This is a genomic window from Bartonella callosciuri (genome assembly GCF_014203215.1).
GTDB lineage: Bacteria > Pseudomonadota > Alphaproteobacteria > Rhizobiales > Rhizobiaceae > Bartonella > Bartonella callosciuri.
In genome coordinates this window covers 209,206-224,702 of record NZ_JACHIM010000001.1, presented here as the reverse complement: position 1 = coordinate 224,702, position 15,497 = coordinate 209,206, and the positions used below count along the sequence as shown (strand labels likewise).

The window sequence follows — 15,497 nt, the reverse complement described above, 5'->3', positions numbered from 1 at the left end:
TTATGTTTACTTATTTAAACCGCCACAAATATTTTGTGGCGGTTTTTTTTATATTTAATTTTTGGAAAGAGTTCTGCGTTTCCACCAACCAATACGCTCAGTTCTAGGAGCATCTTCAGGCATCGATGATATAACAACGGGTTGGTTGGCTGTTTTCTCAACTTTGGAGGAAGTTTGTTCGATAGCTTCCTCTATTACAGCTTTTTGCTCTAATGTTCTTTTAATTTGTGTTGATTTTTTAGAGGGTGATTTCTTGCGTGTTTTAGGTGTTGACTTTTTACTATTTGCAGAATTTTTCTCTACTCCTTCATGAATAGATTCATTTTCTTTTTTTGTTTCAACTTTATGTATAGAATCGGTTGCAGGCTTTTCTTCAAGAGGTTTCGGTATTGCGATATCCTTATTTTTCTCAAAGGATTCCTGATTTTTCACTGCTTTTGAAGAAGATGCTTTGCGTTTTTTAGGTTTAACAATCGCATCAATTTTTACAGTTTCGTCTTGTTGTATATTGATGGATTGTGTATCGCTTTTTGCTTCCTCAAATAGACTAGATTTGGCAGCCGGAATATGATGCTTATGATGTACTGTTTTAATTCCTTCTAAGGACTGTTTAACAAAATCTCCAACTGGTTCTGCGTAAGGAACATGAAGTTGATAAAGACCATTATCTTGATTACGACGACCACCACGACGTCCTCGACGACGCCCTCGACGACGAGAATCATCATTTAATGTATTGTCTCTTTTATGCGTAGGAGAGAGAGCGTCGTCATTAATCTTACCTTGACTATTTTTACGCCGGCGTTTCGGGTTTGTTTCAACGGATACTTTATCTTCGATAGATCTTTTGTCCATTAAAATTGTAGTCTCAATTTCTTCTTTACTTTCATCTTCAAAGTCTAGTGGAGGTTGAGAAACTGCCTCTGCTATTGTACCCTTAGAAATAATAAGATGTTGCGTTCCAATGCTATCATCTGCTTCAATACTAATATTCAGTTTAAAGCGGGCTTCTAAATTAACAAGAATATTGCGTTTGTGGTTTAATACGTAAAGCGCTGTTGCGACAGGTGTGCGTACAATAATGTTGTGTTGCGGATTATGGAGAAGATATTCTTCAATCGAGCGCATGACATGTAAAGCAATTGATGATTCAGAACGGACACTTCCTGTTCCAGCACAATGTGGGCAGGGCTGTGTTGTGCTTTCTAAAACCGATATGCGAATACGTTGACGACTCATTTCTAAAAGACCAAAGTGTGAAATGTGACCAACTTGAATACGGGCACGGTCACTTTTTAAGCAATCTTTCAATTTTTTTTCGACAAGTTTCACATTGCGCTCTTCAAGCATGTCAATGAAATCAATGACAATTAAACCAGCAAGATCACGTAAGCGTAACTGACGTGCTATTTCTTCTGCAGCTTCAAGATTAGTTTGTAGTGCTGTTTTTTCTACAGAAAATTCTTTGGTAGAGCGGCCAGAGTTTACATCAATAGCAACGAGTGCTTCTGTTTGATTAATAACAAGATAGCCACCAGATTTTAAAGAAACTTGTGGGTGCAACATTTTATCAAGTTGAAGTTCAATATTGTTGCGTGTAAAAATAGGAATAGGATCGCGATAAGGTTGTACAATTTTTGCATGACTTGGCATGAGCATACGCATGAAGTCTTTTGCTTCACGATAGCCTTGGTTACCAGAAACAAGAATTTCATTGATATTCTTATTGTACAGATCCCGTATAGAGCGCTTTATGAGATTGCTTTCTTCATGGACAAGGCATGGTGCTGTAGATTTAAGTGTCAAAGTGCGAATAGTATCCCATAACCGCGTGAGATATTCATAATCGCGTTTAATCTCAGCTTTTGTTCTATTTGCTCCAGCTGTTCGTAGAATAACTCCCATACCCTTGGGAACTGCTAATTCTTTTACAATTTCTTTAAGGCGTTTACGATCTTGTACATTGGTAATTTTTCGTGAAATACCTCCACCACGTGCTGTGTTGGGCATTAAAACAGAATAACGACCTGCTAGGGATAAATATGTTGTGAGTGCAGCACCTTTATTACCACGTTCTTCCTTAATGACTTGCACTAACAAAATTTGACGCCGTTTAATCACTTCTTGAATTTTATACTGACGCCCTGGTTTCCGCTCATAGGTAGGAAGTTCTTCACGCACATCCTCAGCTCCTACCATTTCAATATCATCATGAGAAACACTTACGCTAAACGCTTCTTCTGCATCGTCAATTACTATTTCTTCAGACGTCATATGATTTTCAACATCTGCTGCCATAGTATTTTTATGCTCGTCTTTTTTTGTTTTTCTGGAGCGCTTTTTATTTTTGTTTATTTCTTCAGGAGGGCTATCTGTATAATTTTCCCCTATAGCAGCTTTTTCTTCTTCTTCAAGAAGAGCAAGACGATCAGCAATAGGGATTTGATAGTAATCAGGATGAATTTCAGAAAATGTCAAAAAACCATGGCGGTTGCCACCATATTCGACAAAAGCTGCTTGAAGTGATGGTTCTACACGTGTAATACGTGCTAGATAAATATTCCCCTTCAGCTGTTTTTTGTGTTCTGATTCAAAATCAAGTTCTTCAATTTTGTTGCCGTGAACAACAACAACACGTGTTTCCTCTGGATGAGAGGCATCTATAAGCATTTTGTTTGACATAAGTTAAAATCCTGAAGGCGACATGCGCAATTTTATTCAAACGAACAGCATGGCTATTCACGAACATAAAAAGTTGTCTGCCATAAAAGGGAACTACCAGCAAAACAGGATGGGATACTCTGTGCAGATGCATGAGCGCATTTACAGCATTTTTAATCGTTATCTCCACTTGTTTTGTATGACTCATACTTTTTGTAAGTCTCCGATAAAAACAATCTTTAAAATAATTCGGATAATCCGAACTAGTGAACCTTAAACAACGCAATTCTAGCTTTTATGACACAAAGAATTTTCATCTATAAAAAGCCTAAATGTATAACATACAACAAATTTTCTAAAAACAACTTAATATAGACTACAGATATTTAGATGGCTACTATTAGCTAGGAAGCGTAAATTTCCTTTTATGTTGATATTATGATTTTAGCAAGTAACAATATAAATACGTACCATTATAATGTTTTTAATGCGTTAATTTAGTTTTTTGGGTGTTTAAATTTGAAAAATTTTGCATTTCTTGAAAAAGATAGAGTAAATTTGAGCATCACTTATAGAGGTTTAAGATCAGTTATTGCTAATTTAGAAGATAAAGTATTTCGCTTATGATAAGATGGTTTCCTACCAAAAAGCCGAAAGTGGCGTATGGGGGTGTTATTTTATGCATCCCATACTGTTTATTGTTTTTTTTAATCTTCCATACGAATATCAAAGCAGCAGAAGCGATGAAACTTGTTAGTTTGCGAACTATTGGTGATAGTGCACACACGCGTATTATTGCAGTTTTTAATGCTAAACCAAATGTTCGTTTGCAGATTTTGGATAAACCTGCGCGTTTGGTTATCAATTTACCTACAGTTGATTTTTCAGCGCGAAGTGTGCCTTTAAAGCAACAGAATATATTATCAGCTATGCTCTCAGATGTGCGTTACAGTTTCTCTGATATACAGACTTCACGCATTATTTTGACAAGCAAAGTTACTTTTGTTGTTGAAAAAACTATAGTACAGGAATTAGAGAATGGTTCATGGCAATTGCTGATTGATCTTAGTAAAAGTACACAAAAACAATTTGATGAGGTACTTAAAAAGCAACAATTTGAAAAAAAAGAAAATGTCAATCTCAATACAAGAACACAATCAACCCCAATGCGTAATTTTCGTGTTGTTCTTGATCCTGGTCATGGTGGAATTGATGGCGGTGCACGAGGTATTACTGGAATTTTAGAAAAAGATGTGACACTCGCCTTTGCACGTGTATTGCGAGATGAATTAAAAAAAGCGCCTCATATCACCGTTGCTTTAACACGTGATTCTGATGTTTTTCTAAGATTAAGCGAAAGAGTTAAAAAAGCACAGGAATTTTATGCGGATCTTTTTATATCTATTCATGCTGATACCATTGATGTGCATTCTCTTCGTGGTGCTACAGTGTATACTCTATCGGATAAGGCATCTGATACAATTGCAGAGTCCTTGGCTGAAAGTGAAAACAAAGTTGATTTGCTTGATGGTTTTCCCGTAGAAGAATCGGTTGAAATTACAGATATTTTGTTTGATCTTACGCGACGTGAAACGGATGCATTTTCGGTAAATTTTGCTAATAATGTTATCTCAAATTTATCAAAAAGTAATATTAATCTCATAAATAACCCTCATCGATATGCTGATTTTCAAGTTTTAAGGGCTGCAGATATACCTTCTGTTTTGATAGAAGTAGGTTATTTATCAAATAAAGAAGATGAGAAATTATTAAACAATCCTCAATGGAGAAAACAAATGGCTGTCTCAATTGTTCATTCTATTTGTCAATTCGCTGAGTATAGACAGAAAATTATGCAGCCTCTTTAAATTTTTAGGAAAATAGAGTATCAATGTAAGCCTCTAGATAAAAGAGAGAAAACATTTTTCTTTATCTCAATTTGATGATGAAAGCCGCATTACGTTGGTAGGATAATGATTTTTTCTTTAATCAATTTTGCAGAAAGCGATAGCCATTTCTATGATAATTTTTTTTAGGTATCTTCTTAGTTTTGTTATAACTCTTGGGATTGAGGGAGCAGTAGCACAAGGTGCAAGAGCAAAGGAGCAGACAACTACACTTCCTGATTATGAAGTTCTTTCGCTCTATGAACCACCCGTGATGACACGCGTCCACGCTGCTGATGGTAGTCTTATGGCGGAGTTTGCAACAAAACATCGGCTTTATTTGCCAATTCAGTCAATACCAAAAACTCTTAAAGAAGCTTTTATTTCTGCCGAAGACAAAAATTTTTATCATCATTTTGGTTTAGATCCCGAAGGGCTTTCTCGAGCTTTGATCAATAATATTCGTAATATTGGTTCTGGAAAACGTCCGGAGGGCGCGTCGACTATTACACAGCAAGTCGCTAAAAATTTCCTTTTAAGTTCAGAGGCAACACTTGAACGTAAATTAAAGGAAGCTATTCTGGCGATGCGGATTGAGAAGACCTATTCAAAAGATCATATTCTCGAACTTTATCTCAACGAAATTTATCTCGGCCGTGGTACTTATGGGATTGCGGCTGCTTCTCTGACTTATTTTAATAAGTCCGTCAATAATCTTACTTTAGAACAATGTGCGTATTTAGCTGCTCTTCCGAAAGGGCCTGCGAATTATGATCCATTTAAAAACACACAACGTGCCATTAGTCGGCGTAATTGGGTTATAGATCGAATGGTTGCAAATGGGTATGTAACGCGTGAACAGGGAGAAAAAGCTAAAACAAAACCCTTAGGAGCAACGATACGTGGTAGCGATAGCTATGTTTTTGCTGCTGACTATTTTACTGAAGAAGTACGTCGCCGTTTAATGAATCGTTATGGTACTAAAACGCTTTACGAAGGCGGCCTTTCAATTCGTACAACGCTTGATCCGCATCTACAACTTCTTGCTCGTCGGGCTTTACACAATGGGTTAGTTAAATTTGATCATTCACAAGGATGGCGTGGAGCTTATGATCATATTGATAAGAAAGATGATTGGGGAATAGAACTTGCAAATATCACAGGATTAAGTGATGTTCCTGAATGGCGTTTAGCCGTTGTTCTTTCTAGTAACGCCAATAAAGTGGAGATTGGTTTACAGCCACAGCGCGAAACTTCAGGTTTATTATCAAAAAAACGGGAAACTGCTGTTCTGTCTGAAGAAGATTCAAAGTGGGCATTACACGTTGTAAAACAAGATGGTCATCGAAGAACTGTTCAGAATTTATCTCATGTTCTGCAAATTGGAGATGTCATTTTTGTTGAAAAAATACCAAATAAAAACGGTATTTATCGTTTGCAACAGATCCCAAAAGTTGAAGGTGCAGTTGTTGCTATGGAACCTCATACAGGGCGTGTTCTCGCGATGGTGGGAGGGTTTTCTTTTGCAGCATCTGAATTTAATCGTGCAACACAGGCCTATCGTCAACCTGGCTCTGCTTTCAAGCCTTTTGTGTATGCAGCGGCACTTGATAATGGGTATACACCAGCATCGGTTATTTTAGATGGGCCCATCGAGATTCGCCAATATAATGGTGAAATTTGGCAACCTAAAAATTATGGTGGTACATTTGCGGGACCTTCAACACTGCGTTATGGTATTGAATATTCTCGTAACCTTATGACGATACGGCTTGCTTATGATATGGGGATGCCTCTTGTCGCTGAATATGCAGAGCGTTTTGGTCTTGTAGATAAATTGCAGCCTTATCTCCCTATGGCTTTAGGAGCTGGTGAAACAACAGTTTTACGAATGGTTACAGCTTATTCAGTTATTGCCAATGGAGGGCACTCGATTAACCCTTCTCTGATAGATAGAATTCAAGATCGTTATGGGAAAACGATTTACCGTCATGATGATCGTCTCTGTGAAAAATGTAATGCTCAGTTATGGGATAATCAAAGTGAACCCACACTGATTGATGAGCGAGATCAAGTTCTTGATCCTATGACGGCTTATCAGGTTACATCGATGATGGAGGGGGTTATTCAGCGTGGTACAGCTGCACGTTTACGTTACCTCAATCGACATATCGCCGCTAAAACAGGAACCACTAATGATTCTAAAGATGTGTGGTTTATGGGATTTACCCCTGATCTCGTCGTTGGGATTTTTGTTGGCTACGATCAACCAGCACCATTAGGTTATAACGGGACGGGGAGTTCATTAGCAGCACCTATTTTTGGTGAATTTATGGAAGCAGCTCTGAAAGGAAAACCAGATGTGCCATTTAAAATGCCAGAGGGTATGGTTTTAATGCCTATCAATCGTAAAACAGGTATGCTCGCGGAAAGAGGAGATCGGGATGTCATTATAGAAGCATTTAAGCCAGGGACTGGGCCTGCTGATATATATCAGGTAATTGGTAGCACGAACTCTTTTCAAGAAGGAGTCCCTTCAGGAACAATTTCTCCACAGGTCAACAAGGCTCTTGAAAGTGGTACGGAGGGACTGTATTAATTGGCTGAAATTTCTTTTGACGTGACTGATGAAGTTAAAATATTTCTATCTATATTTTTACGCAGTATTGCTACGGTAAATAAGTTGGTAAAGCTATCCCATTCACTTTCACAACTATTGTGTTTTTATAAAATACTAAGAAGTAAAAACTAAAAACAGCCCAAAAATAAAAACTATGGTGTTAAATTATGCGAGCAGAAATAGAAGCATTGGTTGATGAAATCCAGCAGGCAATAAAATTGCTAAGGGGGCATCTTTGACTGGGATCAGTCACTAAAACGTCTCGAATATCTCAATCAAAAAGCCGAGGATCCGTCACTCTGGAATGATGCACAACAAGCACAAGATATGATGCGTGAGCGTCAACGTCTTGATGATTTAATCAATGGTATTCTATTATTTACAAAAACACTTGAGGAGTGTGTTGAGTTAATCGCAATGGGTGAAGAAGAAAATGATATTGAAATTATCACTGATGCTGAAAATGCAATACGTAATCTTAAGAATGAGTTAGACAAAAGGCAAATTGATGTGCTTCTTTCAGGGGAAGCAGACCCGAATGATACTTATCTAGAAATTCATGCTGGTGCAGGAGGGACGGAGAGCCAAGATTGGGCTTCTATGCTTTTACGCATGTATACGCGCTGGGCTGAACAGCATAAAATGAAGGTTGAACTCTTAGAAATTCATGATGGAGAAGAAGCAGGTATAAAATCAGCGACTCTTCTCGTAAAAGGGCATAACGCCTATGGTATGTTGAAAACAGAATCAGGTGTTCATCGTTTGGTACGCATTTCGCCGTTTGATTCGAATGCAAAGCGTCATACTTCTTTCGCAAGCATTTGGGTTTATCCAGTCATTGATGATAATATTGAAGTTGATGTTTCAGAGGCAGATGTTCGTATTGATACATATCGTGCATCAGGAGCTGGAGGGCAACATGTCAATACAACGGATTCTGCAGTTCGCATCACTCATATAAAAACGGGGATTGTTGTCCAATGTCAAACAGAGCGTTCTCAACATAAAAATCGAGCAACAGCTTGGTCTATGTTACGTGCACGACTTTATGAAGAAGAGCTCAAAAAAAGAGAAGAAGAAACGAATGCGGTTGAAACTTCTAAAACAGAAATCGGATGGGGACACCAGATTAGGTCTTATGTTCTTCAACCCTATCAACTTGTCAAAGATTTGCGCACAGCTGTTGAAAACACTGATCCACAATCCGTGCTTAATGGCAACTTAGATACATTTATAGAAGCAGCTCTTGCCCAACGTGTTTACGGAAAAGACCAAAAAATTGAGGATATTAATTGATTATACGTAATATTTTCAAGTTGCGCGAATCTATAAGGAGCCGTAAATTTCATTTTGTTACGCTCAGATTTATCCGTTAAAAAATAAAGCCAATTAGGGAGTAGGGGCTTTTATAGATGCATTCTATCATAAAGTTTATAGATTGCCATTACGATGCAAAAGTGTAGCAGTAGCTAACACTTTATCAGCATGTCCTGACACGCTAACTTTGCGCCATTCTTCTGCTATTTTTCCAGTTGCATCAATCAAAAAAGTACTTCTTTCAACACCCATATATTTGCGCCCATACATACTTTTCTCAACCCAAACACCATAAGCTTCAAGCGTAGTTTTTTTCTCATCTGAAACAAGGATGATATCAAGCCCATGTTTTGTTTTAAATTTGTCATGTTTGGTCACATTATCTGGAGATATCCCAATAATAACAGCTCCGATTTCATCAAATTCTGTCTTCAATCGTGTAAAGTCAATCGCTTCACTTGTACATCCACTGGTATCATCCTTGGGATAAAAATATAAAACAACTAGTTTTCCTTGAAGGTCAGAAAGACATAAGCTACCCCCCCCATCGCGTGGCAAATTGAAATCCGGAGCAGAGGTGCCTTTCATCGGTATTGTCATTGTTTTTTCTTTCTTTTTTGTAAATAACGAACATTAGAATACATAGAAGAAATAATGATTCAACTCTTTGCAATATAATTATTTCATCAAATTTTTATCTGTGAGACAAGGCTCTATTATATTACAAAGATTAAATTGAGGAAACTAGGTCAGCATGAAAAGCGTAAAAGATGCACGCACAAAAAGCATAAAAAATTATAGAATGAGGTCAAAAAATATAAATAGATTATAGCGGCTTAATCAAAACATGCTTTTTCTTACCAAAGGAAAGCTTAATCATTCCGGCTACATTGACATCTTCTTCTCTAATAAGGCGTGTTTCATTCTCAACAATTTGATCATTTATACGTACCCCTCCGCCTTGAACTTGTCGACGTGCCTCACTATTAGATTTGGCGAGTCCTGCTTGTACTAAAAGAGCAAGCAACCCAGCACCTGTTTTTAATTCTGTAATGTTAATTTCAATAGTTGGAAGATTTTCTCCGTGTGTTTTTTCCTCAAAAGTTTTACGAGCGGTTTCTGCTGCTGCATCTGCAAGATGGCGCCCATGCAACATAGCTGTAATTTCTGTTGCGAGAATTTTCTTTGCTTCGTTAATTTCAGTTCCTTGTAATACAGAAAGTTTGAGAATTTCATCCATTGATAATGTGGTATAAAGCTTTAAAAAACGTGTCACATCAGCGTCTTCTGTGTTGCGCCAATATTGCCAAAATTGGTAAGGTGAAAACATATCTGCATTAAGCCATACAGCACCATTCAATGATTTACCCATTTTTGTACCTGAAGCAGTCGTAAGCAATGGTGAGGTTAAGGCGTATAATTGTGGCGTTCCTAAACGATGTCCTAATTCGATCCCATTAATAATATTGCCCCATTGATCAGAGCCACCCATTTGCATACGTAGCCCATAGCGCTTATTAAGTTCAACAAAATCATAAGCTTGTAGAATCATATAATTAAATTCTAAAAAAGATAAAGAATGTTCACGTTCAAGTCTCAGTTTGACAGAATCAAAAGACAACATGCGGTTGACGGAAAAATGTTTTCCTACATCACGCAGAAATTCTAAGTAGTTCAAATTGCATAACCATTCGGCATTATTGACAAGGCATGCATCGGTTTCTTTATCACCAAATGTTAAATAGTTAGCAAATACTTTTTTTATACTAGCAATGTTCGTAGCAATATCATCTTGTGTCAAAAGACGCCGTGCTTCATCTTTGAAGGAAGGATCACCGATCAACCCTGTTCCTCCTCCCATCAAAGCAATGGGGTGATGACCGGTTTTTTGTAACCAATAAAGCATCATAATTTGAAGGAGACTTCCGGCATGTAGACTTGATGCTGTAGGATCAAATCCAATATAGGCGCTTACAACCTCTTTTGAAAAAAGATCATCTAAACCTTTTTCATCCGAGATTTGGTGGATAAAACCACGCTCATTCATAATGTGTAAAAAATCAGATTTAAAAGCAAACACGAATTTTATTTCCAGATTAATATTGCATTCATTTATATAATGGGGCGTCAATACGTTAGCTCTAGCATAAAGAATGTGCACCTCACAAGAGAATGAGAAATATTAGCAATTGAAAAGATAAGGCGAATGTTATTCTTCTTGTATAGAGAGGAAGAGGTATTTCTCATTGAGAGGGAAGGTACCATCTTTAGTTCCAAATGCAGGGGGATGGTAGAAAGCTGTAAAACAGTATAAAAACAAACTTTACTTGTTATAAAAAGAGTTTTTGTTTATTTTTATAAATTCCTAATGCTTCTAAATAGAGTTTAACACGAAGTTTTGTATTTAGCGGGAAAAGTGGGATTAGGGAGGAATAGGTGATAATTCGTTGTTTTTATACCTATTTTTTCCCATTAAATGCGTGGTTTATCAAATCGGATTTTGATACCTAAAAATCGAAAAAAGTGGGAAAAATTGTAAAAATCAGAATTTGGCGGTAAAAGTTAGAGAAGGCTTTGAAAGGTCTTTGAAAAATTTTTAAAAGTCTGTGAAAGCCCAAAAAATTGCCTTCGAAAAACGTTTGAAAAAATCAAACGAAGAGTTCAACAAGCTCCAAAATCAGCCCAAAATGATAAACAAGCAAAAAAGATTTTTATCTATTGGTAACTATCTATTTTTTATAGGAAGTATATGATTATAAATCAAATACTTACGTAATTTTTTAAATGTAAAAAGAGTTTCATATCCATTTTTCCTTTTAAAGGAACATTAAGCCTTATCTTGTGTAGTTGCTAGATGTACTCTTTTCGCCTTGATTTGATACTTTAAATGCAGTTTCAAAAGAGGAAAAGTAAATTTCTAGCTTCTTCCATATTATTGATGTTTTGAACAAACTCTTGCAATTTTTTATAAAGCTCTGCCGCTAATTCCGCTATATCTTCAGGGATGCGTTTTATTTTTGCATCGCGATGGGTTATATAAGCTATGCTATGCGACCGAGCTTTTTCGGAAGTCCAGTAGGAATAGCTGGGGGAGAGATATTGAAAGCTTGAGTTTTCATCATGTATATGAACATTTCATCTTCACAAGTTAAAAGCCAATAATTCAGGTTAACTCCAAATTTTTCTCCATGTGATAATAAAACAGTTGCATCTGAGGTTCTATTACCGCACTCGTAATTGCCAGGCCTCTGAATACTGATCCCAATTTTAAAAGAAAATATATCACCGGATAAGCCTACAAGCTTTCTCACTTCTGTGAGCCGTGGTGTTTGGGGCTCATTTTTTGCCGTGTTATATTATACTAAGTAAGCGAAAGTATTTCAGGTGGAGGAGAGAGGAATTCATTTGTAATATGACTATCCAAATATTCTGCACATCGTTCAATAAGCTCTTGACTGCATCCACTAAAAAAATGGTTAGCGCCTTCGAGTATTTCTTGTGTAATGGTAATGCCTTTTTGCGTTTTTAATTTATCTACAAGCGTTTGGATATCTTTTGGGGGAGCAACTTTATCGATAGCACCGTGTATGATAAGCCCAGAGGAGGGGCAAGGGGCAAGAAATGAAAAATCATACACATTCGGTTGAGGCGCAACGGATATAAAGCCCTCGATTTCCGGTCGGCGCATCAAAAGCTGCATACCAATCCAGGCACCAAATGAATATCCAGCTACCCAGCAGTTTTTAGAATCAGGGTGCTGTGTTTGCACCCAATCAAGTGCAGCAGCAGCATCTAAAAGTTCTCCTATCCCATAATCAAATTCGCCTTGGCTGCGGCCGATACCACGAAAGTTAAAACGTAATGTAGTAAAGCCTCGCTGTTGGAACATGTAGAAGAGATCATAAACAATTCTATTGTTCATTGTGCCACCAAATTGGGGATGAGGATGTAAAATAATCGCAATTGGTGCATTTTTTTGTTGTGAAGGTTGATAACGTCCTTCAAGCCGACCTGCGGGACCATTAAAAATAATTTCTGGCATTAAATATTCCTTCAGTGCTACAAAAGCTCTTATTGACCTTGGTCGACTTTTACCATAAATTTCTTATTTAATTACTAGATATTCTTTTTTTAAGTGCATTTTTCAAGAAAATTGCACTATTTTTTTTAGTTAATTCGTAAGATTAATGATTGCGATGTGAAATGGTTGTAAAACGCCGATATTTTGATCATAATGCAACAACACCGCTCAAAAAAATAGCACGGACAGCCTTACTCGAATCTTTAGAGATATTTGGTAACCCATCATCCGTTCATGCGGAAGGACGTGCTGCTAAAGCTTTGTTGCAAAAAGCGCGTCGGCAAATCGCTGAAAAACTCAATACAAATCCAGATCATGTTGTATTTACGTCTGGTGCGAGTGAAGCAGCGATGACCTTATTAACACCCTTTTATAAGATGGGGAATTCTGAGGTTCGGTTTTCTCATCTTTATATTGGAGCGACAGAACATCCATCTGTTGCAGAAGGTGGACGTTTTTCTAAAGAATTCATCAGTACAATTTCTGTTGACCAAGATGGTTTAATTCAACAAGCTAAATTATTCTCTCTTTTAAGTATTCACGATAAAATAAAAGGTCTTCCTCTCGTTGCTATTCAAGCCGCAAATAATGAGACTGGTGTTATTCAACCAATAAAAGAAATAGCTGCTATCGTTCGGGATTTTGGAGGCATTCTTATTGTTGATTTGGCACAGTATGTAGATAAAAGTTTTGTTGATATTACTCAAATGGGAGGGGATTTTTTTATACTGTCTGCGCATAAAATTGGCGGGCCTAAAGGGATTGGCGCTTTTGTTTCATGTGGGAACCTTCTGATGCCACATCCTCTTATTGTGGGAGGAGGACAAGAAAAAGGTTTGCGTGGAGGAACAGAAGCATTGCCGCTTATTTCTGCTTTTGGGGCTGCGATTGCTGATTGTTTTACCCAAGAAGAGATAAAACAGTTAATGTATTTACGCAACAAATTAGAAGATGGACTGCAAAAAGTGTGTAGTGATGTTGAAATTTTGGGAAAAAGAGTTCAGCGTTTACCAAACACAACTTATTTCACTTTACCTAATATAAAAGCTGAAACTATGCAAATTTGTTTTGATTTAGCAGGGTTTTCTGTCTCCGCAGGTTCTGCTTGTTCTTCGGGGAAAGTAAAACAAAGCAACGTCTTAGAAGCAATGGGGTACAATTTTCCAAATGGCGCAATTCGTGTTTCAACAGGACGCTCTACAACTTCTCAAGATATTGATGATTTTTTATTGGTTTTTTCTCAAATGGTAGAGAGCAGCAAAAAATAAAATAAACTTGATTGAAATTGTTTTCTTTTATCTATAACTTAATAAATAGGTTTCTTCCTTTATTTTATAAAGAAAAAAATTTTAGCCACTTGTTCTTGACGCCCCCAAAATGGAGAAAATTTATGCCTGCAGTACAAGAAACAATACGCCAAGTACGTGAAATAGATGTTGATCAATATAAATATGGGTTTGAAACCACAATTGAAACGGACAAAGCCCCAAAAGGTTTAAATGAAGATATTATCAAATTTATTTCTGCTAAAAAACGTGAACCTGAGTGGATGCTGACATGGCGTTTACAAGCTTTTCGTCGCTGGTTGACAATGGAAGAACCTAATTGGGCACGAATTCAATATCCCAAAATTGATTTCCAAGAGATTTATTATTACGCTGCTCCTAAAAATCATACAGGACCAAAGTCTTTAGATGAAGTGGATCCTGAGTTGTTGGCCACTTATGAAAAACTTGGTATTCCTCTCAAAGAGCAAGAAATTTTGGCAGGAGTAAGAAAACAATCTGATCCTTCTACTATCAATGATAGTCTTTATGCATCAGGACAGGTAGCTGTTGATGCAGTTTTTGATTCTATTTCTGTTGTGACCACATTTAAAAAAGAATTGGCACGCGCAGGTGTGATTTTTTGTTCCATTTCAGAAGCAATCACTGAACACCCCACCCTTATTAAGGAATATTTGGGAACGGTTGTGCCACCAGGTGATAATTATTACGCTGCCTTAAATGCAGCTGTTTTTACAGATGGTTCATTTGTTTATATTCCAAAAGGCGTTCGTTGTCCTATGGAACTTTCAACTTATTTTAGAATTAATGAACGAAACACGGGCCAATTTGAACGAACACTAATTATTGCAGATGAAGATTCTTATGTTTCTTATCTTGAGGGGTGTACGGCACCCCAACGTGATGAAAACCAGCTTCATGCTGCTGTTGTTGAGCTTGTTGCGCTCGAAAATGCAGAGATTAAATATTCTACAGTACAAAACTGGTATCCTGGCGATAAAAATGGAAAGGGTGGTATTTATAATTTTGTGACAAAGCGTGGAGATTGTCGGGGTGATAACTCTAAAATTTCATGGACACAGGTGGAAACGGGTTCTGCCATTACTTGGAAATATCCATCTTGTTTACTGCGTGGCGACAATTCGCGTGGAGAATTTTATTCTATCGCTGTTGCAAATGGCCATCAACAAATTGATTCCGGTACAAAAATGATTCACTTAGGAAAAAATACATCAAGTCGTATTATTTCCAAAGGTATTTCCGCTGGTTTTTCAAATAACACTTATCGGGGACAAGTTACAGCACATCGAAAAGCACAGAATGCACGTAATTTTACGCAATGTGATAGTTTGTTAATTGGGAATGATTGTGGCGCCCATACAGTACCTTATATTGAGGCAAAAAATGCATCTGCTCAATTTGAACATGAGGCGACAACATCAAAAATTTCTGATGATCAGCTTTTTTATGTTATGCAGCGTGGGATTCCTGAAGAAGAAGCTATCGCATTAATTGTGAATGGTTTTGTAAAAGAGGTCATTCAAAAACTTCCAATGGAGTTTGCTGTTGAAGCACAAAAACTCATTGATATCAGCCTTGAAGGTAGCGTAGGATAATCGGTTAGGTCAACAGTAGACCTGACGTAG

The 15,497-nt window shown here is 37.2% G+C and carries 9 protein-coding genes; 5 read left to right on the top strand and 4 right to left on the bottom strand.

The window, feature by feature from the left end:
• Positions 1–54 precede the first annotated feature (54 nt).
• The gene (locus HNQ69_RS00985) at positions 55–2,682 is read right to left on the bottom strand and encodes an Rne/Rng family ribonuclease (protein WP_183228251.1); all 2,628 of its coding nucleotides are present in this window, start codon (positions 2,680–2,682) and stop codon (positions 55–57) included.
• Positions 2,683–3,284: 602 nt separating this feature from the next.
• Here HNQ69_RS00985 and HNQ69_RS00980 point away from each other — a divergent pair.
• The 3 genes from HNQ69_RS00980 (at position 3,285) to prfB (ending at position 8,463) form a co-directional block, all read left to right on the top strand.
• The gene (locus HNQ69_RS00980; protein ID WP_183228250.1) at positions 3,285–4,529 is read left to right on the top strand and encodes an N-acetylmuramoyl-L-alanine amidase; all 1,245 of its coding nucleotides are present in this window, start codon (positions 3,285–3,287) and stop codon (positions 4,527–4,529) included.
• Positions 4,530–4,680: 151 nt separating this feature from the next.
• Positions 4,681–7,146, top strand: a complete 2,466-nt coding sequence (locus tag HNQ69_RS00975; protein ID WP_183228249.1) for a penicillin-binding protein 1A — start codon at positions 4,681–4,683, stop codon at positions 7,144–7,146.
• 188 nt (positions 7,147–7,334) lie between these two features.
• Positions 7,335–8,463, top strand: a protein-coding gene (gene prfB / locus HNQ69_RS00970; protein ID WP_183228248.1) for a peptide chain release factor 2 whose coding sequence is annotated in 2 segments (ribosomal slippage) — positions 7,335–7,403 and positions 7,405–8,463 — 1,128 coding nt in all. Because the reading frame shifts where the segments join, the coding sequence is not laid out codon by codon here.
• A 135-nt stretch (positions 8,464–8,598) separates the two neighbouring features.
• Here prfB and HNQ69_RS00965 read toward each other — a convergent pair.
• From HNQ69_RS00965 to HNQ69_RS00955, 3 genes are all read right to left on the bottom strand, one after another.
• Positions 8,599–9,084 (bottom strand): peroxiredoxin, encoded by a 486-nt coding sequence (locus tag HNQ69_RS00965; protein WP_183228247.1) that lies wholly within the window; start codon positions 9,082–9,084, stop codon positions 8,599–8,601.
• Between the two features lie 226 nt (positions 9,085–9,310).
• Positions 9,311–10,564, bottom strand: coding sequence for a tyrosine--tRNA ligase (gene tyrS / locus HNQ69_RS00960; RefSeq protein ID WP_183228246.1), 1,254 nt, complete (start codon positions 10,562–10,564; stop codon positions 9,311–9,313).
• 1,281 nt (positions 10,565–11,845) lie between these two features.
• Positions 11,846–12,526, bottom strand: a complete 681-nt coding sequence (locus HNQ69_RS00955; RefSeq protein WP_183228245.1) for an alpha/beta hydrolase — start codon at positions 12,524–12,526, stop codon at positions 11,846–11,848.
• Between the two features lie 161 nt (positions 12,527–12,687).
• On the opposite strand from HNQ69_RS00955, the gene HNQ69_RS00950 reads away from it, so the two are divergent.
• Together HNQ69_RS00950 and sufB are read left to right on the top strand one after the other, a co-directional pair.
• Positions 12,688–13,833, top strand: a complete 1,146-nt coding sequence (locus tag HNQ69_RS00950) for a cysteine desulfurase family protein (protein ID WP_183228244.1) — start codon at positions 12,688–12,690, stop codon at positions 13,831–13,833.
• Between the two features lie 122 nt (positions 13,834–13,955).
• Positions 13,956–15,467 (top strand): Fe-S cluster assembly protein SufB, encoded by a 1,512-nt coding sequence (sufB, locus tag HNQ69_RS00945; protein WP_183228243.1) that lies wholly within the window; start codon positions 13,956–13,958, stop codon positions 15,465–15,467.
• The last annotated feature ends 30 nt before the right edge of the window (positions 15,468–15,497 follow it).

Excerpts from the sequence above, each read along its gene's own strand:
- HNQ69_RS00985 (WP_183228251.1), bottom strand. The coding sequence starts at position 2,682 with ATGTCAAACAAAATGCTTATAGATGCCTCTCATCCAGAGGAAACACGT.
- HNQ69_RS00980 (WP_183228250.1), top strand. The coding sequence starts at position 3,285 with ATGATAAGATGGTTTCCTACCAAAAAGCCGAAAGTGGCGTATGGGGGT.
- HNQ69_RS00975 (WP_183228249.1), top strand. The coding sequence starts at position 4,681 with ATGATAATTTTTTTTAGGTATCTTCTTAGTTTTGTTATAACTCTTGGG.
- HNQ69_RS00965 (WP_183228247.1), bottom strand. The coding sequence starts at position 9,084 with ATGACAATACCGATGAAAGGCACCTCTGCTCCGGATTTCAATTTGCCA.
- HNQ69_RS00955 (WP_183228245.1), bottom strand. The coding sequence starts at position 12,526 with ATGCCAGAAATTATTTTTAATGGTCCCGCAGGTCGGCTTGAAGGACGT.
- HNQ69_RS00950 (WP_183228244.1), top strand. The coding sequence starts at position 12,688 with ATGGTTGTAAAACGCCGATATTTTGATCATAATGCAACAACACCGCTC.
- sufB (WP_183228243.1), top strand. The coding sequence starts at position 13,956 with ATGCCTGCAGTACAAGAAACAATACGCCAAGTACGTGAAATAGATGTT.